This window comes from Pseudobutyrivibrio sp. (assembly GCF_015057185.1).
Taxonomy (GTDB): Bacteria; Bacillota; Clostridia; order Lachnospirales; family Lachnospiraceae; genus Pseudobutyrivibrio.
On sequence record NZ_SVEV01000005.1, the window covers coordinates 32,002 to 50,522 of the forward strand.

The 18,521-nt window shown below is 41.0% G+C and carries 18 protein-coding genes and 1 tRNA gene; 6 read left to right on the forward strand and 13 right to left on the reverse strand.

All coding sequences use genetic code 11. From position 1 onward, the window contains the following. Positions 1-6: 6 nt before the first annotated feature. The gene (locus tag E7276_RS03305; protein ID WP_294213703.1) at positions 7-195 is read right to left on the reverse strand and encodes a hypothetical protein; all 189 of its coding nucleotides are present in this window, start codon (positions 193-195) and stop codon (positions 7-9) included. A gap of 47 nt (positions 196-242) precedes the next feature. Here E7276_RS03305 and E7276_RS03310 point away from each other — a divergent pair, with 47 nt between their 5' ends. Genes E7276_RS03310 through E7276_RS03325 form a run of 4 tightly spaced genes read left to right on the forward strand, consistent with a single transcriptional unit; the run spans position 243 to position 5,400 of the window. Then, positions 243-2,204, forward strand: coding sequence for an EAL domain-containing protein (locus tag E7276_RS03310; protein ID WP_294213705.1), 1,962 nt, complete (start codon positions 243-245; stop codon positions 2,202-2,204). An 18-nt stretch (positions 2,205-2,222) separates the two neighbouring features. Continuing rightward, positions 2,223-2,888: a hypothetical protein gene (locus tag E7276_RS03315; protein ID WP_294213707.1), complete on the forward strand. Its 666-nt coding sequence runs from the start codon at positions 2,223-2,225 to the stop codon at positions 2,886-2,888. Between the two features lie 13 nt (positions 2,889-2,901). Beyond that, on the forward strand, positions 2,902-4,206 hold the full coding sequence (locus tag E7276_RS03320) for an Mbeg1-like protein (protein WP_294213711.1): 1,305 nt from the start codon (positions 2,902-2,904) through the stop codon (positions 4,204-4,206). A 30-nt stretch (positions 4,207-4,236) separates the two neighbouring features. Beyond that, positions 4,237-5,400 carry a GTPase gene (locus E7276_RS03325; protein WP_294213713.1) on the forward strand — a complete coding sequence of 388 codons (1,164 nt, stop codon included), beginning with the start codon at positions 4,237-4,239 and terminating at the stop codon, positions 5,398-5,400. A gap of 26 nt (positions 5,401-5,426) precedes the next feature. Here the strand turns inward: E7276_RS03325 and metA are convergent, their stop codons facing one another. The 8 genes from metA to aroD all read right to left on the reverse strand — a co-directional run bounded on the left by metA (position 5,427) and on the right by aroD (position 12,350). After that, a complete protein-coding gene (gene metA, locus E7276_RS03330) occupies positions 5,427-6,350 on the reverse strand; it encodes a homoserine O-acetyltransferase MetA (protein WP_294213715.1) in 924 nt (307 codons plus the stop codon). Between the two features lie 28 nt (positions 6,351-6,378). Beyond that, the gene (locus E7276_RS03335; protein ID WP_294213717.1) at positions 6,379-6,831 is read right to left on the reverse strand and encodes a low molecular weight protein-tyrosine-phosphatase; all 453 of its coding nucleotides are present in this window, start codon (positions 6,829-6,831) and stop codon (positions 6,379-6,381) included. Positions 6,832-6,845: 14 nt separating this feature from the next. Next, a complete protein-coding gene (ligA, locus tag E7276_RS03340; RefSeq protein WP_294213718.1) occupies positions 6,846-8,849 on the reverse strand; it encodes an NAD-dependent DNA ligase LigA in 2,004 nt (667 codons plus the stop codon). Next, entirely contained in the window at positions 8,849-9,574 is a 726-nt protein-coding gene (locus E7276_RS03345; protein WP_294213721.1) for a pseudouridine synthase, read from the reverse strand. The genes ligA and E7276_RS03345 overlap by 1 nt, the downstream gene beginning before the upstream one ends. 81 nt (positions 9,575-9,655) lie before the next feature. Beyond that, positions 9,656-10,927, reverse strand: a complete 1,272-nt coding sequence (locus tag E7276_RS03350) for an SH3 domain-containing protein (protein ID WP_294213723.1) — start codon at positions 10,925-10,927, stop codon at positions 9,656-9,658. Positions 10,928-10,952: 25 nt separating this feature from the next. Next, a tRNA-Arg gene (locus tag E7276_RS03355) sits at positions 10,953-11,026 on the reverse strand. 43 nt (positions 11,027-11,069) lie between these two features. Beyond that, positions 11,070-11,588 (reverse strand): shikimate kinase, encoded by a 519-nt coding sequence (locus E7276_RS03360; RefSeq protein ID WP_294213726.1) that lies wholly within the window; start codon positions 11,586-11,588, stop codon positions 11,070-11,072. A gap of 12 nt (positions 11,589-11,600) precedes the next feature. Then, positions 11,601-12,350: a type I 3-dehydroquinate dehydratase gene (aroD, locus tag E7276_RS03365; protein ID WP_294213729.1), complete on the reverse strand. Its 750-nt coding sequence runs from the start codon at positions 12,348-12,350 to the stop codon at positions 11,601-11,603. Between the two features lie 147 nt (positions 12,351-12,497). On the opposite strand from aroD, the gene E7276_RS03370 reads away from it, so the two are divergent. Continuing rightward, the gene (locus E7276_RS03370; RefSeq protein ID WP_294213731.1) at positions 12,498-13,358 is read left to right on the forward strand and encodes a shikimate dehydrogenase; all 861 of its coding nucleotides are present in this window, start codon (positions 12,498-12,500) and stop codon (positions 13,356-13,358) included. Position 13,359: 1 nt separating this feature from the next. Further along, positions 13,360-14,391 carry a 3-deoxy-7-phosphoheptulonate synthase gene (locus tag E7276_RS03375; RefSeq protein ID WP_294213733.1) on the forward strand — a complete coding sequence of 344 codons (1,032 nt, stop codon included), beginning with the start codon at positions 13,360-13,362 and terminating at the stop codon, positions 14,389-14,391. A 36-nt stretch (positions 14,392-14,427) separates the two neighbouring features. Here the strand turns inward: E7276_RS03375 and E7276_RS03380 are convergent, their stop codons facing one another. The 4 genes from E7276_RS03380 to recA form a co-directional block, all read right to left on the reverse strand. Further along, the gene (locus E7276_RS03380; RefSeq protein WP_330598914.1) at positions 14,428-14,964 is read right to left on the reverse strand and encodes an NUDIX hydrolase; all 537 of its coding nucleotides are present in this window, start codon (positions 14,962-14,964) and stop codon (positions 14,428-14,430) included. Positions 14,965-15,142: 178 nt separating this feature from the next. Continuing rightward, complete coding sequence (gene rny, locus E7276_RS03385; protein WP_294213734.1) at positions 15,143-16,693, reverse strand: ribonuclease Y; 1,551 nt, start codon at positions 16,691-16,693, stop codon at positions 15,143-15,145. Between the two features lie 165 nt (positions 16,694-16,858). After that, positions 16,859-17,452, reverse strand: a complete 594-nt coding sequence (locus E7276_RS03390; RefSeq protein ID WP_294213735.1) for a regulatory protein RecX — start codon at positions 17,450-17,452, stop codon at positions 16,859-16,861. A 2-nt stretch (positions 17,453-17,454) separates the two neighbouring features. After that, entirely contained in the window at positions 17,455-18,510 is a 1,056-nt protein-coding gene (recA, locus tag E7276_RS03395) for a recombinase RecA (protein WP_294213738.1), read from the reverse strand. Positions 18,511-18,521: the final 11 nt, after the last annotated feature.

Genomic DNA, 18,521 nt, shown 5'->3' on the forward strand with positions numbered 1-18,521 from the left:
TTCCCGCTAGTTTTCAAACAACCATTCCATTACAGATATACATCTATATGCATAGTCAAATGATGCCATGTGATATTGTACACTTTCCATCATGGAATTATCTCCACCATCGGTAGAGCTGTTAGGACCTGCAAAAGAAGTTTCACTACTAGCTTCTATTGTACCTGATTTCCATGATATAAAGTAGTATAACATTTCACCATTTTGCGCAATTTAGCGTTTAAAGTTATAATAAATAACGGATGCAGTTAACAAACCATGAGGATGTATATATGACATACACTAATCTATTTCACATGGCATTTTATTGTGCTGCTCTTTTGGTGTGCATCACATCAATAGCGTTCACCTTATTCCAAAAGAGAACGGATTTGACACATAACAAAATTTTTCTCTTGATGAATTATATTGTTCTGATTAATGGACTGACCTGCTTTCTGCTAGAATCCATTGAGCCATTGATTCACTTGAGTTACGTTTTTTATCATCTCCGTTACGGCCTGGAGCTTTTCTATTTCATCGTTCACAGCGCATTGGCTCCTACCCTGTTCTACTATGTCATGAATGTTACCAGGACTTCCTTAGACAGGCCCAAATATCTTAAATTCATTTGCTTATTCCCATTTATTTTAACTGAAATTTTTGTTTGCCTTAACCCGCTCACTCATTATGTCTACTGGTACGACGAGAATTTGCTTTTCCATAGGAACTGGGGCGAGAATTTCATCTATATCATCGCAATGATTTACACCAGTATCGCATTTACGAATCTTTTGTTGTCATGGCATGCCCTGAGGCGACGCAACCGATATTCCATGATTTACTTCTTCTGCCTCACATTATTCGGTGTAATCGTCCAATTCATTAGCATAGGCATCAAAAGCGAGCTTTTCTGCGAAGCATTAGCACTTGTGGGTCTGATGATTGCCGTGGAAATCGAGGACGACCGTATTGATACCGAGACCAACGTTTACAATAGAAACGCTTTGAAAAATGATGTCAAACACCTGCTGATGAAAAGACATTCCATGAATGTTCTCTGTTTGAAAATCACAAATATCGACATGATCAGCAAAAATACCGGCGTCTCAAATTCCGATGAAATCATGAAAGAAATCACAGACTATCTCAAGACATTGGTTCCAAGGCAGCTACTCTATCACGCCGATGAGAATACCATGGTGCTTTTACAGAGGCAGGATTCCTTCGAGAAAAATAATTTCGATATCATTGATTTTGCTAAGAATATCTACAAACGTTTTCAGGATGACTGGATTGTCCACGGAGTTTCCATCAGATTTACTCCGGTAATCATGATTGGCGTCATTCCAAGCCAGATCAAATCCTTAGAGGATCTTTTATATATGATAGACAGTCCTGTTCCAAAGGATTTCGAAAACAAAATTCTTTTAAATGAGGACCTGTATTTCTTCATAAGACGAGCTGCTGTAGAGTCCGCTGTTTCCAATGGCTTGAAAAATGGCAGCTTCGAGGTCTATTATCAGCCTACCCATTGCCTAAAAGGCCTGAGGTTACACGGCGCCGAAGCATTGATTAGACTTCACGATAAAAAAATCGGCGTTGTTTATCCCGAGGAATTTATCCCTATTGCCGAACAAGCCGGCTACATTGACGATATCGATGATTTCGTTCTCAATCAGGTCTGCGCCTTCATCAAAACCGGCGAACCTATGAAGCTTGGCATGGACTGCATCAATGTGAATCTTTCCGTTCTCCAATGCATGGGAAATGGCTTTGTTAACAGGATTCTAGGCATAGTTGATAAATACGACATCCCGAAAAATTTTATCAACTTTGAAATCACAGAGTCCGTTTCGGCCAGCGATTACGAGCTCCTTGCTGACGTTATCAAGGAATTAAAATCCAATGGCTTCCTATTTTCAATGGATGATTACGGCACCGGCTATTCCAATATGCACACTCTTTTCTCGCTGGATTTCGACATCGTTAAAATCGACAAGAGCATTCTCTGGGATGCGGAAAACAGCGAGATTGGGCAAATCATTTTAGAGAATTGCGTCCATATGATTCGCCAGATGAAACGCAAAATCTTAGTTGAAGGCGTTGAAACTCAAAGTCAAATCGACAAGCTTCAAGCACTTGGAGTGGACTATTTACAGGGCTATTTTTTCTCAAAGCCTATTACCAAAAGCGCACTCCTTAAGTATTGTGAAGCCATCTAATAAAGGAATGGAGAAAAAATGTTGACACTATCTGAATCTGAAAAAAAATTATTATCAGGCATCACCTTTCACACTGAGGAAATCGAAAACGGCAACCTCTGTGACTCCGATATCAAACTTTTAAATGAGATGCGAAGCCTTGCAGAATACCTGCCTGAGAAATATCCAAGCTACACCTTTGAGATAACTGGCTGCGAGCCAAAGGAAGGCACCATCCGCCCATACAACGAGTGGTATTACATTTCAAACCAGATTAACAGGGACTCTGCTTTTATTGCCACCGTTGAAAATACCGATTCTGAGCTTGAAATCAAGGACGATTTCTACGGCGAGGTAATCCGTACTCCTATCAAAGACGACATTTCAAAGCTTCTTTCGGATAACGGATATCCGGTAATCGATGTGGTTGTTTCCTTTTGGAAATACCTTGGCAAGGACTATGGAGAAAACTTGGTTCCAACGCAGGTTCTCTCCGGCGAAATCCAAGCCGACAATGATTTCAAAATTTTCTTAGATGCCTCAAAGCTTAACACCACGGACTATAAGTCTGTTGCCCAGGATATTGCAGAGCTTTTCAAGCAACAGCATATTTCTGGCGAAATATACCTTGTGGTCCTTAGAAATGCAGACGTTGATCCAGCCAGAGGCAGACTGTTTTCTCAGAGTATTTCGTTGAATAAATAATTGGGGTGCTATTATGAAGAGTAATTTGTCTATTGAAGAGATTGTTTTGATTAATAATTTGTTGTACTGCGAGAATCTTGGCGGGCCCAAGGGCACCTTTCTTTCCACCAGCCAAGAGTCCAGAACCATAGGCGATTTCATCGATGGTGTTTTGGACAACGCTGCCAAAATCGAAAATGACAAGGAATACAGTACCGGCGTCACTGGCGCCGAATACAAACAAATCATGTGGTCCATCCGTCCAAACGAGCATCTGAAAAATATTATTATCCTTCAGGTTCACTATGAGAGCGACGGAGCCGGCGGTGGTCGCAGTGCCTTTCTATACGACCCGCAGTTCAACGAAGCCATCGTAGCCTTCAAAGGCACTCAAAGCGATGCGGAATGGATTGATAATGTTGCCGGCCTCTATATGGTTCCAACTGATTTCCAGACCAATGCTTTAAACTGGTTCAGGTCCCTTGATTTTACCGACATTGACACCATCACAGTCACCGGTCATTCCAAAGGTGGCAACAAAGCCAAATTTATCACCATCATGGATGACAGAATCGACAGCTGCTACTCCTTCGATGGCCAAGGCTTCTCCGATGAATTTGTCCAGACATTTTCTCAGGAGATTAAAAATAACAATCACAAGATATTTAATATAATCGAAGAAAGCGACTTCGTTAATATTCTCCTTAATGATGTTGGGGAAAAGCAATTTTACCTTGGAACCAATTGTGGTCGTCTTGGCTTTGCCGAGAACCATTGTGCCAACGCCGTTGTATTTTATGATGACATCGGAGGCATGTCCGTTTGGGAAGCACCTTGCCAGGACAAAAAAATGACTGATTTAGACAAAATGCTCAACAGCTTTATCCGTTCCATCCAAATGTCCTCCAAGGAAAAAATCGCAAACATGCTAGGGACACTTATCGTAAATGCGAAGGGTGGCGACACCGACAAATTGGTAAACACCATTTCCGACCAGCGCTACTCAGACAGCGCCGCACAGCTTACAGCCTACGTTTTAAAATACAAAGCCAAGAAGCCTGAAATGGTAGAATCCGTCAAAGATATTATGCAGCAAAACGGATTCAACACTGGAATGGTGGGAGCCATCGATTTTGTCACCAACCACTCCCTGTTAATGCGCTTCATAGGCAAACGCCCACGGCTTGTCCTGTTTATCCTAAAGCTACGTCGTTCGCCAGAAACTCTCATCACATTCCTTAAAAAGCACTTGGAATTGTTTGATTTACTGGTTTTGATTTCAAAGAAAATGCCAAGAATCAGGCCGCTGTACAACACCGGCGACGATTTATACTATTAACCTTTTTTGTTTAGATTTTCGGGAGCAAATATGAGTGAACAATATGGTAATGTTCTAGTATTGGGTAATTCTGGGGTAGGTAAATCCTCCCTCATTAATGCTCTAACTGGCACCACTTCTGCCCTTACTGTAAAGGGCTACACCGGCGCCACAAAAGAGATTACAATTTACACCGCAGACGATATCAAGCTGCGTTTTGTGGACACACCAGGCTTTGAGCCTTCCATTCTCAGGCAAAACAAAATCATTCGCGACGTTCGAAAGTGGTCCAAAGCATCCATCAACAACGAGGATCATGCCATTCACATGATTTGGTTCTGCTTGGATGCCACTGCCAGCGAGTTTTTCGACAGCACCATCAAAAACCTTATAAAATCCGCCAAGATCTGGTCTTCTGTGCCAATTATCGTGGTTATCACTAATTCCTATTCTGAGCCAGAGCGCCAGGAGAATATCGAAAAGGTTCGCCGCATTTTTGAACAACAGAAAAATGTCAGCGGCAATCTCATGGATATCATCCCTGTTCTTTCCAATCCATATGTAATTGGGGAAGATGTATTTGTAGCGCCTTTCGGACTTACAAAACTCATTGATAGAACAAATTCTCTTCTTCCAGACGGCAAGCAGGCCGCCCAGACCGACATGAAGAAATACAAAATCATGCGCCGCCGTATTATGTCCCAATCGGTTATCGGAACTGCAAGCACCGCCGGCATCGTGGTGGGCGCCCTTCCAAATATTCCATTTACCGATGCAGTATGGCTCGCCCAGACAGAATTAGCCGAGGTTAAAGCCATCGCCAGCATTTACGGCATCAAAAAGGACGACAACAGCAAAGAATTCATTAATAAAATCATAGAAATGGGCACCGTCAGTACAGCCGCCAAAGGCGTCCTCAGCAGCATAAAAGTCATCCCCGGCATCAACGTAGCCGGCTCCGTAATCAACGGCGTTGTTTCCGGATGCTTTGTTGCTGCCATCGGCGAGGTTTCAACCTACGCCTTCGAGCAAATCTACCTGGGCAAGAAATCCATCGGCGACATCGACTGGATCAAGAAACTAACCGAAGCTGCCCTCTCCGGCAACCTCACCGACCTAATTTCTAACGTCCTCGACCAGGTAACAAACGGCACCTCCAAAGAACAAATCGCCAAAATCATCAAAGGAAGTATACCAAAAGCAAATGGACTCTGATTTCTCAGAGTCCTACATCATATCCTTTATTTCTCGCTAATCTTATTCCACTCATAAGGGGTGTTCTGGTATACGTAGTAATTCAACCAATTAGAATACAAAATATTCCCATGACTTCTCCACTGGAGCAATGGTCGCTGCTCAGGGTCATCATCTGGATAATAGTTCTCAGGGATTGCGATGTCTAATCCCTTGCCCTTGTCACGCTTGTATTCTGTATCAAGTGTGAAACGGTCGTATTCTGGATGACCCATGACAAATATATTGCTGCCATCCTTTGACATACAAAGGAATACGCCTGCTTCCTCTCCCTTGGCACAAACCACAAGGTCTTCACAAGCCTCTATATCCTCAGTCTTTACCCCTGTATGTCTGCTGTGAGGTGCGTAGAACACATCATCAAATCCTCTAACAAGAGGGATTTTTCTGTTCTGTACCTTGTGAGCAAACACGCCAAATTTCTTTTCATCCAAATCATATTTGTTTATGCCGTAGCGATAGTAAAGTCCCGCCTGACATCCCCAGCACAAATGAAGCGTAGAGGTAACATGAGTTTTTGTCCACTCAAAAACCTTGCAAAGCTCGTCCCAATAATCTACTTCTTCAAATGGCATCTGCTCAAGTGGTGCCCCGGTAATGATGAGTCCATCAAAATATCTGTCATACACATCCTCGATTTTCTCATAGAAAGTATCCAAATGAGTCTTACTTGTATTCTTGCTCTCGTGACTACCAACAGTCAGGAAAGTCACGTCCACCTGCAGTGGTGTATTTGAAAGCGAACGAAGCAATTGTAATTCTGTAGCCTCCTTAAGCGGCATCAGATTGAGAATTCCTATGCTAATAGGTCTAATATCCTGATGAGTAGACCTATTCTCATCCATTACAAATATATTCTCATGTTCAAGAATAGCCTTTGCCGGCAAATCATTCCTAGTTCTAATTGGCATACCCTTCTTCTCCTTTATGTCTGCATTATTAGTAATTAAGTGTCTTTAATAATCCCTCACATCCCCTTAGGACATCATCATAGCACAAATCAAACTTCCGTGTGTACCATGGATCATCGATATCCCTAGGATAGTCTGTGAAATCAAGCAATCTATAAATCTTGTTCTCGGTATCTTCCCCAAACTCATATCGTAGGTCATGCATGTTTTCTGCATCCATTCCAATGATATAATCGTATTCACTATATTCGTCTTTACGAATGTGGCGGGCTGCATAACCACTACAATCTATACCTTTGCTATTTAACACCTGCCTAACGGGCGGATAAACAGGATTTCCTATTTCCTCATAGGTCATTGCTGCGCAATCAATGTAAAAATCCTGAGCAATGCCTCTCTTTTCTACCATATCCTGCAAAACGTATTTTGCCATTGGCGATCTGCAAATCGAACCATGACAAACAAACAAAATCTTATACATATTTACCCCCGAATTTAGCCATTTATCATTTCAAGCAATGATGCCTCATCCAAAACTGTTACCCCAAGAGAATTTGCCTTATCAAGCTTACTACCAGCAGCCTCTCCAGCAACCAGATAGCTTGTTTTCTTGGAAACAGAGCCTGCGCACTTACCACCGTTTAGTTCGATGAGCTCCTGGCACTCTTTTCTTCCCATAGTAGGAAGTGTACCAGTGATAACAAATGTAAGACCTGCCAGCTTATCAGAAGCGCCCTCTTTCTCTGCCTCAATCATATTTACACCGGCAGCCTCCAGGCGATTTATAATATCCACATTAGTGTCATCATGGAAATAGTCAAAAATTGATTTTGCACTAACCTCACCGATATCATTCACCTCAGTCAACTGCTCCACTGTCAAATCCATAATAGCTCGAATACTCTTGAACTGAGCCATAAGAGCCTTTGCTGCAGCCTTTCCAACATTTGGAATACCAAATCCTGTAAGAAGCTTTGAAGCATCATTTTCTTTAGAGCCATCAATAGCGCTAAGTAACTTATCAGTATTCTTTTCCTTACCGATGATGCCCTCTTCAACTAGCTCATCTCTCTTGTCCTTAAGAGTATAAATATCAGCGATATCCTTGATATAGCCACGTCTTACAAGGTCGATAATATAAACCTCACCAAAGCCCTTAATATCCATGGCGTCCCTAGAAACGAAATTGATAATGTGACGCTCTAACTGAGCTGGGCAGCTAGGATTAGAGCATTTCATATCAGCAGTGTCTGCATCTCTAGAAACAGGGCCACCGCATGCTGGACATACATTTGGAATCTTGTATGTTACAACTCCTGCTGGTCTCTTGCTGTGATTTACCTCTTTAATCTTTGGAATAATCTCACCAGACTTGTAAACCACGATAGTATCACCGATACCGATATCCAAATCGTCGATGAAATCCTGATTGTGAAGTGTGGCACGGCTAACGCTAGTACCGCATAAACGAATTGGCTCAAATATAGCTGTAGGATTAACACGACCTGTACGTCCTACTGAAAGCTCTACATCTAAAAGTGTAGTCTCCTTTTCCTCTGGTGGGTACTTATATGCGATATGCCCACTAGTGTATTTAGCACTAGTAGGAAAATCATTGCGGTAATCAACCTGATCTATCTTAACTACTGCACCGTCTATATCAAACTCAAACTCTGAGCGATTCTCACCAATATAATCAATAGCTGCTAGAATGTCATCTAAATTATCGCATTTACGATGAAATACAACTGGCACGTTTTTGCTAGCTAGAATGTCAAGGCCATCGCTATGACTAACAGTGAGCTCCTGTGGGCCCTGCTGTACATTGAATACGAACATTTTAAGGCCACGCTTTTTAGTGATATTAGCATCCAACTGACGAAGTGTTCCTGCAGCCAAATTACGAGGATTTGCAGCCAATTTGCCACCGGCAATCTCCTGCTCCTCATTATATCTATCAAAATCCTCATGGGACATATATACCTCACCACGAAGCTGCAATGACTCATAATCCAAATCAAGATACTGATTTACATCTGGAATAACTAACGCATTTGCGGTAACGTCCTCACCTACGAGACCATCTCCTCTAGTCTCAGCAAGCTTGAGTTTGAGCTTGCCATGGCTATCTCTCTCATATCTGAGAGTCATGCTAAGTCCGTCGATTTTAGCCTCCACAGAAAATACTGCATCAGGATGCACTGCCTGCACCTTTTCCACCCATGCTGCCACATCTTCCTTTGTGAAAACATCCTCGATAGAAAGCATAGGTACATCATGTGTAACCTTTACTCCAGCCTCTCGCTTTGCCACTCCACCGATTTTCTGAGTTGGAGAATCTGGTGTCACCCACTCAGGATGCTCCTTTTCTGCAGCCTTTAGCTGAAGCATGAGCTGATCATACTCGAAATCAGTAATCTCTGGCTCATCCTCGTTGTAATATTTGTTCATGTGGTAATCGATTGTATCCACAAGCTTTTTGTATTCTTCTAATAACATTAATTCTTTGACCCTTCTAACATTTTGTTAAGCTCTTTGAGCTCCTTTAAAGAAACATCTCTATAGGTGTCTTCCTTTAAATCTCCCAGATTAATATTCATAATGCGGACTCGTTTAAGCGTCCTAACTCTATAGCCTAGTGCCTGACACATTCGTCTAATCTGGCGATTTAGGCCCTGGGTTAATATGATATCAAACTTGTTTGGTCCCAGCTTTTTTATCTGGCATTTTCTCGTAGTCACCTCTAGCTCATCAAGATAAACTCCCGCTGCCATTTTCTTAATGAAATCCGCTGTAATTTCTTTGTCTACCGTAACTACGTATTCTTTTTCATGTGCATTAACTGCTCGCATGATTTTATTAACTAAATCACCCTGATTGGTAAGGAGAATAAGCCCTGTGCTATCCTTGTCCAATCTACCGACAGGATATATTCTCTCAGGATAATTAATATGCTCGATAATATTATTTTTCTCGCGCTTTTCTGCTGTGCAAACAATACCAGCCGGCTTATTATAAGCAATGAGAATCTGCTTTTTCCCAACATTGGAAACCGGTCTCCCCTCAAAAAGAACTACATCATCAGATGTGATTTTCATGCCCACTTGAGCAACCTCACCGTTGACCATGACCTTGCCGGCTTCTATGGCTGCATCAGCAGCTCGCCTACTACAAACCCCAGCATCACTTAAATATTTATTTAGTCTAAAGAGTTCCTGACTCACGTCAACCTCCTTTTATTTTCTTAATATATTAGAATGGAGACCAATCTCTGGTCTCCATACATTTTATTTAAATATTAATTATTATTCCTGTAAAAGGTCTGTTCTAACGTAGCCCTCTTTCTTGCCATACTTAACCTTTGTCCAGCCCTCAGCATAGCTCATTACAACAGTTACCTTTTCACCAGCGTATGCAACAGCTACCTTAGAAGCTGATGTATCCATCTGTGAACGAATATTTACAGTAGAGCTAAGAGTAATCTCTGTTCCCTCTGCGATGCTGCTAACTGTAGTAGTTGTTTCTTCCTCTTCTTCTGTGTCCTCAGTAGTCTCCTCTGTAGAATCCTCACTGTCAACATCTATACCTGACTTTGTAACGTAAGCCCTTGTTCCGTTGTAATCGATCTTGTAGAAGTCACCTTCTTCGGCATAAATAGTAACTGATGTGCCAGCCTCAAGAGAACCAAGCTTGCTGCTCTCTGCGTCTGCGCTCTCACGTACATTAACTGTTGCGTTTGTTGTACCTGTGTAAGAATTTGCTTCTTCCTCTGCTTCTGCAGCTGCCTGAGCCTCTGCCTCTTCAGCGGCTGCTGCTTCTTCCTGAGCCTTTGCTTCTTCCTCAGCTGCGGCAGCAACCTGAGCATCATACTCTGTATTCCACTCGATTGTAGCAGCTGGTAACGACTCGTCCATGAGCTTCTGCAATGCGGAATCGCTCTCCACTGCAGCATCATACTCAGCCTGAACCTCAACACGCATATCGATCAAATCCTGCTGTTGAGTAAATCTAGCAATCAAATCAGAAACCTCTGTATCCATCTCGTATACATTGTTCTCTTCGTTGAATGACTTGTAGATATTGTTAACGTAAAGTTTGCCTTCGTCATTTTTCTCGATGTAGAAGAAATCAAGACCAGGAGCTAATGTATCGATACCTGTGAACTTAAGATTAAATGTTGTAGTAACAAGGTATGAATCATCTGTCAAACCTGGCTTGGTGTAAATTTTAACATCATTGTAGCTATCGATGTAATTGCTATAGAACTGAATGTAGCTAATCTCTCTATCGCAATATGGACTAGCCAGTGTCTGAAGTGTATCAGTATCTCCTTCGGCATATGCTGTATAGTAATTATTAATCAGCGTCTCTAACTCGTTATCGCTGTTTTGTTTGAATGATTTATATACGCCTGAAGTATTCTTGCCTGATGTTTTTGGTTGGGTGCCTGCAAATACCACAACTATCATCAATATGAAAATAACTCCAGCTAAAAAATATCTCTTATTATTTATTATAAAATCAACACAAATATCTACTATATTTTTAAATTTAGACTTTAAATCTTGAAAATTCATGTGCCCTCCAAATTATGTAGGTAACTGTAGACGGCCGGATTCGAACCGGCGGTCTTCGGAGTCGGAGTCCGATGCGTTATCCAGCTACGCTACGCCTACTTATTTACTTGCCGAAATATTTTACCAAAGCCGTGGCCATAAGTCAATTGAGACGGCCATTTAACGCAAGCTCTTTTACTATGTCTGATGCCACATTTTCTATGGAATTTTCATCACTTTTAACGGTAATATCAGCAGCATTTTTGTAGTACTCTTCTCTAGCTGAAATCATCTCTTTTATTTCATCAAGTGACTTTCCTGCAGCAAGTGGACGTCTGTTATTTCCAGATATTCTTTTGTAAATAATCTCAGGTGAAGCATCAAGTCTAACAATTGTTCCAGTACTCTTCATAATCTCAACATTTTCTGGATTAAGTACGATACCACCTCCACAAGAGATGATTTGATTTTTCTCCTTTGAGATAATTGAAAGCAACTGAGTCTCTGCTGTGCGGAAGCCCTGCTCTCCCTTTTTCTCGAAAATTTCTGGAATAGTCATTCCCTCGATTCTCTCAATAGCCTCGTCCATCTCAACAATCTGAAATGGTAAAAAATGCTGAAGCTTTCTAGCCACTGCTGACTTTCCTGCTCCCATAAAACCAATTAAATAAATGTTATTCATAAAAAACTCCAATTAACCTAAAATATTGAGGATAGTGTTTAAATCCTCGTAGTCAAGCTGCCCAGGGGCTGACGCCTTTTCCAAAGAGGCAAATGTCATACAAGAACCCACCGATGAGCCTATAATCCTAGAGACCTTTCCAATCTCACCCATGGAAATCATAATTATCAATGAATCGCAGTCCTCGTTAGCTATATTTGCTGCCTTTAATGTTCTGATTACATCATCAAAATCCTTTGGCATAACAGCTATTTTAAGAATATCTGCGCCTGTCTCCTGAAGACTATCAAATATATCAAGCATATCTAACAACTCAGGTGTCTCATTAAAATTGTGGTGAGACGCAAGAACATACACTCCATTATCCTGTAACTGGTTAATGAAATGTGTGGCATTTTGAATATGTGTAGCCTCTATATCAATTATATCTACTGTTCCAGTATGAGAAACTGAAAGCAAAATATCCTTGTATAAATCCTCATCAAAAGAGTACTCTCCGCCCTCTACATCTGTACGAATCGTAAATAATACTACCGTATTTTTGGTGCGCTCAGCTGTTTTTTGAAGAAATGCTTCAAGCACATCCTTTTGATTCAAAAAATCAAAATAATCAGCACGAAGTTCGATGATAGGAACTCCATTTTTTACACACTTTTCAACTAATTCGATAGCGGATTCAAAAGTAGATGCTAAAACCGGTATGCAAACCTTCACCTTATCAGATGAAAGCCTATGATTTTTAATGATAAGCTCTTTAGACATTATTCTCTCCCGCTTGATTATCTATGGTAAAAATACCAATTAAAAGTATAATTCAATGGATTTTTATAAGCAATAGTTTAGTTGACTAAAGTGACTTAATTAAATAAAATAATACAAAGTTTTCATTACATATTGGGAGGGAATGTTATGCAACCTTCAGGTACAACCAGACTTACCTGCCTACTTGGCAGCCCAGTAAGTCACAGTATTTCCCCTGCAATGCATAATACAGCATTTGAGGCCCTGGGCCTCGATTATTCTTACATGGCTTTCGATATTTCGGAGTCTCAAATCAAAAATGCTATTGATGCACTAAAGCTTCTTAATTGCAGAGGCTTCAACCTTACTATGCCACTTAAAACAGCTATAATTCCATATTTAGACGAATTATCAGAAGCAGCTCGACTATCACATTCTGTAAATACTTGCGTATTTGAGGATGGAAAGCTAATCGGTCACACTACTGACGGCATCGGCTTCATGGAAGCCATGACAGACAGCGGCATTTCATACAAAAACAAAGTTATCACTATTCTTGGTGCCGGTGGTGCTGCCACTTCTATTATCGTGCAGGCTGCTTTAGACGGAGTCAGCAAAATTAATATTTTCAAAAGAAAAAATGCTACCTTCGATAAAATAGTTGATTTCGCAGACAAAATAACTAGGTCTACAGATTGCGACGTCTTTGTTTTTGACATGGCAGACGCTACCACCTTAGAATTTTGTCTCCAGGAAAGTGACATTTTAATCAACGGAACTAACGTAGGTATGGGCGATGACGATTCTTCTTTAGTACCAGTAGAATTTCTTCGAAAAGAGCTAATAGTTACTGATGTCATTTACCATCCTGCATACACCAGATTATTAAAGGATGCCAAATCACTTGGATGTAAGGTTATGAACGGAAAATACATGCTCCTCTATCAAGGAGCGGCTGCATTTAAGCTTTGGACCGGCCAAGACATGCCAATCGACTTAATAAAAGAAAAATGCTTTACGGAGGACTAAAATGAGTTTCACATATTTACAAAAAATGCCAACACCTGAAGAAATCAAAGAACAGCTTCCTGTTCCAGCTGAGATTCAGGAAATAAAAAAACAGCGCGACCAGGAAATTTCAGATATCATCACAGGCAAGGACGACAGATTTTTATGCATCATCGGACCATGTTCTGCAGACAACGAGGACGCTGTTTGCGAATACATAAATAAGCTTTCTCGCGTTGCTGAGGACATCAAGGATAAAGTTCTCGTTGTGCCTCGCATTTACACAAACAAGCCACGTACAACAGGTAGCGGCTACAAAGGAATTGCTTCACAGCCAGACCCTAACGAAGCACCAGACATGGTTGCAGGACTTATTGCCATGAGAAAAATGCATATTCGCGCAATGACAGAGTCAAAGCTCACAGCCGCTGATGAGATGCTCTATCCTGAAAACTGGGGTTATGTGGACGATTTACTCTCATATGTTGCCATCGGCGCACGTTCCGTTGAGGACCAGCACCACAGACTTACAGTATCAGGTTTTGATGTAGCCTCTGGAATGAAGAATCCTACTTCAGGTGATTTTTCAGTTATGCTTAATTCGGTGTACGCAGCCCAGCATCCACACCACTTCACCTTCTCTGGCTACGAGGTAACAACTAGCGGAAATCCACTTGCCCACACTATTTTACGTGGTGCCGTATCTAAACATGGTAACAGCACACAGAACTATCACTACGAAGATTTAATTCGTCTTCACACTATGTACGAGGAAATGGATCTTGTAAATCCTGCTTGTATCATTGATGCTAACCACTCAAATTCAAACAAGCAGTTTAAAGAACAAATTAGAATCGTAAAGGAAGTGATGCACAACCGCAATCACTCAGATGATATTAAAAAGCTTGTAAAGGGTGTCATGATTGAAAGCTACCTAGTTGAGGGCAGCCAGCCTATATCAGACCACCAGACCTACGGTCAGTCAATCACCGACCCATGTCTCGGCTGGGAAGACACCAGACATTTACTTTATACAATAGCAGAACGCAATTAAAAAAATCCTCGGGCTTATCGCTCGAGGATTTTTTTACTATTTTCTAGCTGCATATGCCATAATTGCAGCAACAGTTTTGGAATCCTGAAGTGTTCCGGCGTAGCACATATCCATTAATTCCTTTAACTCAAAGGCTTTGATGTCTATGTCTTCACCTTCGTCCAAATGCTGTTCTCCAACTTTTTCTAGCTCTGTTGCCAGATAAACATCAATGAACTCATCACAGAAAGCTACTGTAGTCTTAAGAGACAAAAGCTTTTCCATTTTGCCAGCTCTGTAGCCTGTCTCTTCTTCTAGCTCTCTAGCTGCACAAATCTTAGTATCCTCATCAAGAGAATCTCTCTTTCCAGCTGGAACCTCCCAAGTAAATCTATCAAGAGCATTTCTGTACTGGCGTACCATAAGAAGCCTCTCATCTGGAAGCACTGCCAAAACACAAGCAGCTCCCATTCTATGGCTTACAAAATCCCATTTATCTTCCTTGCCATTTGGAAGCTTTACAGTATCCTGATAAATATCTAAAATAGCTCCGCTATGTATTAATTCTCTTTTAATTCTTTCAATTTTTTCCATTATAATCCCCTTCTTTTAATCTATTTAATCAAAATATTTTATTTATTATACTAGCCCCCCTTAGGTCAGCTTATGGTAGTAGTTTAATACTTTTTAATCTGTAAAGCAAATGCTTTTTGAAATTTAAATTATAAAAATGTTCAAAAAAAGCGGGTGGAAATCCACCCGCTTAAAATTCTTACTTTGCGTAATCTGTAACTCGTGATTCACGAATAACATTAACCTTAATCTGTCCAGGATACTCAAGCTGTGATTCTATCTGCTTTGAAATATCCCTAGCCATGATGACCATATCGGCATCTGAAACCTGTTCAGGAACCACCATGATACGAATCTCTCTACCTGCTTGAATAGCAAAAGATTTTTCTACACCCTTAAATCCGTTTGAAATTTCTTCTAATTCTTTTAATCTGTTTGTATAAGTCTCCATTGCCTCTCTACGAGCACCTGGTCTTGCTGCACTAATAGTATCAGCAGCCTGTACGATGCATGCGATAAGAGTCTCTGGCTCAACATCACCATGATGTGCCTCAACAGCATTAATAACTGTCTGAGATTCCTTATACTTGCGGCAAAGATCAGCACCGAGCTGTACATGAGTACCCTCTTGCTCTCTATCTACTGCCTTACCAATATCATGAAGTAAACCAGCGCGCTTAGCCATTCTAACATCTAAACCAAGCTCAGCGGCAAGTAAACCTGATAATTGAGCAACTTCGATGGAATGCTTTAACACATTCTGTCCGTAGCTAGTTCTGAATTTCATCTTTCCTAAAAGTCTAAGAAGCTCTGGGTGAATACCCTGAACACCAACCTCGAGAGCGGCTGCATCACCTTCTTCTCTGATTTGCTGTTCTACTTCTTTCTTAGCCTTTTCAACTGTTTCCTCAATTCTAGCTGGATGAATACGTCCATCTACAATGAGTTTTTCCAATGCAATACGAGCAATCTCGCGTCTCACTGGATCAAAAGCTGATAAAATAACTGCCTCTGGAGTATCATCAATGATAAGCTCAACACCTGTCATTGTCTCAAGTGTTCGGATATTTCTACCCTCTCTACCAATGATACGTCCCTTCATTTCGTCATTAGGAAGCTGCACTACTGAGATGGTAGTCTCAGCAACATGATCAGCTGAACACTTCTGAATAGCACTAACAACAATATCACGTGCCTTCTTGTCAGCTTCATCCTTTGCCTGTGCAAGAGTTTCTTTAATAAGCTTTGCTGCGTCTAATTTGACGTCTTCTTCTACAGATTTTAAAAGTTGTTCTTTTGCTTGTTCGGAGGTAAGTCCTGAGATTCTCTCTAGTTCCTGTATACGCTGTTGATTAAGCTTCGCAACTTCTTCTCGTTGCTTGTTTAGCTGCTGTTCTTGACGAGCAAATTCAGCTTCTTTCTTTTCACATGCATCTAACTTCTTTTCAAGGTTATCCTCTTTTTGAGAAATACGATGCTCGCTTCTCTGAATCTCTGCTCGGCGCTCGCGAATTTCTTTGTCGAGATCATTCTTCTGCTTCATAGCCTCTTCTTTGGCTTCGAGCATAGCCTCTCTCTTTTTAGCCTCCGCACTCTTAACTGCCTCATCAATAATCTCACGTGCCTTCTCCTCAGCAGAACCAATCTTGTTTCTAGACTGGGTCTTGTGATAATTATTAGAAAGTACCAGTGTAATAGCAACTGCAACAACAACCGCAACGATACAAATAATAATCGTTACTGCGTTCACAGGAGCACCTCCTTATTTAATTTTCTAATTGGAATATAAAATAAAAGCTATAATGCTCTCATTTATAATCTTCAACAAGTTAAGTTTAACTTTCTAATGGGCTTATGTCAAGAGAATGTATACTATATATAGTAGTATTCTATAGGCTACAAAAACTATATTTTCTTAGTTTAACGCTCTTTTAATTGTGTCCGATGAATATCCACGTCCAGCCAAAAATCGATACATCTTTGCCTTGTCTTCGTAGGTGGCATTTTCTCGATCATAATGCTTTTTGTCCATCAATTCTTGAATCAAATCAAGCTCATCGACGGTGTATTCTTCCTCGATAACCCTATCGATAACATCAGGCGCCACTCCTTTGTTAAGCAAATCCTGTTTGATTCGCTTTTTACTGCGGGACTCCTGATAAAAGCGTACGTGGCTGGCAGCCATCCTAGCATCATCTAAATATCCATAATCATTAATATAATCTATGGCAATATCAATTATTTCAGAAGGATATCCACCTTCTCTAAGCTTATCTCTGAGATTCTGCTCTGAGCGGTCCTGTTTTTCTAGTAGATGTAAAGCTCGCTTTTTACAACGAGGAATCAATATTTCAGTGCAGATTTCCTGATAGCTCTCAGGAGATAAATCTGCCCCTTCTTCTATTTTGTAGCTCTCATATTCTTTTTTATAAAGAACAAAATCTGCCCCGCCAGCGAGACAGATTTTTGCTCTTCCCTTGGTAAGCTTAACAAGAGATTTAACTTCCATAATTATTCAATAACCTCAGTAGGAATGTCTGATTTCTCACCACCAACTAAACCAACTTCTACGTCATCTGCATCTGAGTAATGCTTTCTGATAGCATCAGAAATCTCATCACAAACATCTGGATTCTGCTTGAGGTATGTCTTTGCATTTTCACGACCCTGGCCAATTTTCTCTCCAAGATATGCATACCAAGCACCTGACTTCTGAATGATGTCTAAGTTAGTAGCAACATCAAGAATATCACCCTCACGAGAAATACCCTCGCCGAACATAATATCAAACTCAGCCTCTCTAAATGGAGGTGCTACCTTGTTCTTTACAATTTTGGCACGAGTTCTGTTACCAATAACTTCACCGTTCTGCTTTAAAGCCTCGATACGACGAACATCGATACGTACTGAAGCATAGAACTTAAGGGCACGACCACCTGTTGTAGTCTCTGGATTACCAAACATAACGCCAACCTTTTCACGTAACTGATTGATAAAGATAACTACACAATTAGTCTTTGCAACTATACCAGTAAGCTTTCTCATAGCCTGTGACATAAGACGTGCATGAAGACCTACGTGTGAATCACCCATATCACCATCAATCTCGGCCTTTGGTACAAGGGCTGCAACAGAGTCAACTACGATAATATCCATAGCACCAGAACGTACCATAGTCTCTGTAATCTCAAGAGCCTGCTCTCCATTATCAGGCTGAGAAATATATAAATCATCGATATTAACACCGATTGCCTTTGCGTATTTAGGATCGAGGGCATGCTCAGCATCGATGAAACCAGCGATACCGCCAGCCTTCTGTACTTCTGCTACAGCATGAAGAGCAAGTGTAGTCTTACCAGATGACTCAGGTCCGTAAATCTCGATAATACGTCCCTTAGGAAATCCACCCTGTCCAAGTGCAATATCAAGGCTAATAGAGCCTGTAGGTACTGTCTCAACCTGAATGTTAGCTCCCTCGCCAAGCTTCATAACGGAACCCTTTCCGTACTGCTTTTCAATCTGCGAAATAGCCGCATCTAACGCTTTTAATTTATCTTCATTTGCCATTTATAAAACCT

Coding starts and splice junctions, on each gene's coding strand:
- E7276_RS03320 (WP_294213711.1), top strand. CDS start 2,902: ATGAAGAGTAATTTGTCTATTGAAGAGATTGTTTTGATTAATAATTTG.
- E7276_RS03380 (WP_330598914.1), bottom strand. CDS start 14,964: ATGGAAAAAATTGAAAGAATTAAAAGAGAATTAATACATAGCGGAGCT.
- E7276_RS03315 (WP_294213707.1), top strand. CDS start 2,223: ATGTTGACACTATCTGAATCTGAAAAAAAATTATTATCAGGCATCACC.
- E7276_RS03375 (WP_294213733.1), top strand. CDS start 13,360: ATGAGTTTCACATATTTACAAAAAATGCCAACACCTGAAGAAATCAAA.
- ligA (WP_294213718.1), bottom strand. CDS start 8,849: ATGTTATTAGAAGAATACAAAAAGCTTGTGGATACAATCGATTACCAC.
- E7276_RS03335 (WP_294213717.1), bottom strand. CDS start 6,831: ATGTATAAGATTTTGTTTGTTTGTCATGGTTCGATTTGCAGATCGCCA.
- E7276_RS03310 (WP_294213705.1), top strand. CDS start 243: ATGCAGTTAACAAACCATGAGGATGTATATATGACATACACTAATCTA.
- E7276_RS03370 (WP_294213731.1), top strand. CDS start 12,498: ATGCAACCTTCAGGTACAACCAGACTTACCTGCCTACTTGGCAGCCCA.
- metA (WP_294213715.1), bottom strand. CDS start 6,350: ATGCCAATTAGAACTAGGAATGATTTGCCGGCAAAGGCTATTCTTGAA.
- E7276_RS03360 (WP_294213726.1), bottom strand. CDS start 11,588: ATGAATAACATTTATTTAATTGGTTTTATGGGAGCAGGAAAGTCAGCA.
- E7276_RS03350 (WP_294213723.1), bottom strand. CDS start 10,927: ATGAATTTTCAAGATTTAAAGTCTAAATTTAAAAATATAGTAGATATT.
- aroD (WP_294213729.1), bottom strand. CDS start 12,350: ATGTCTAAAGAGCTTATCATTAAAAATCATAGGCTTTCATCTGATAAG.
- recA (WP_294213738.1), bottom strand. CDS start 18,510: ATGGCAAATGAAGATAAATTAAAAGCGTTAGATGCGGCTATTTCGCAG.
- E7276_RS03325 (WP_294213713.1), top strand. CDS start 4,237: ATGAGTGAACAATATGGTAATGTTCTAGTATTGGGTAATTCTGGGGTA.
- E7276_RS03305 (WP_294213703.1), bottom strand. CDS start 195: ATGTTATACTACTTTATATCATGGAAATCAGGTACAATAGAAGCTAGT.
- E7276_RS03390 (WP_294213735.1), bottom strand. CDS start 17,452: ATGGAAGTTAAATCTCTTGTTAAGCTTACCAAGGGAAGAGCAAAAATC.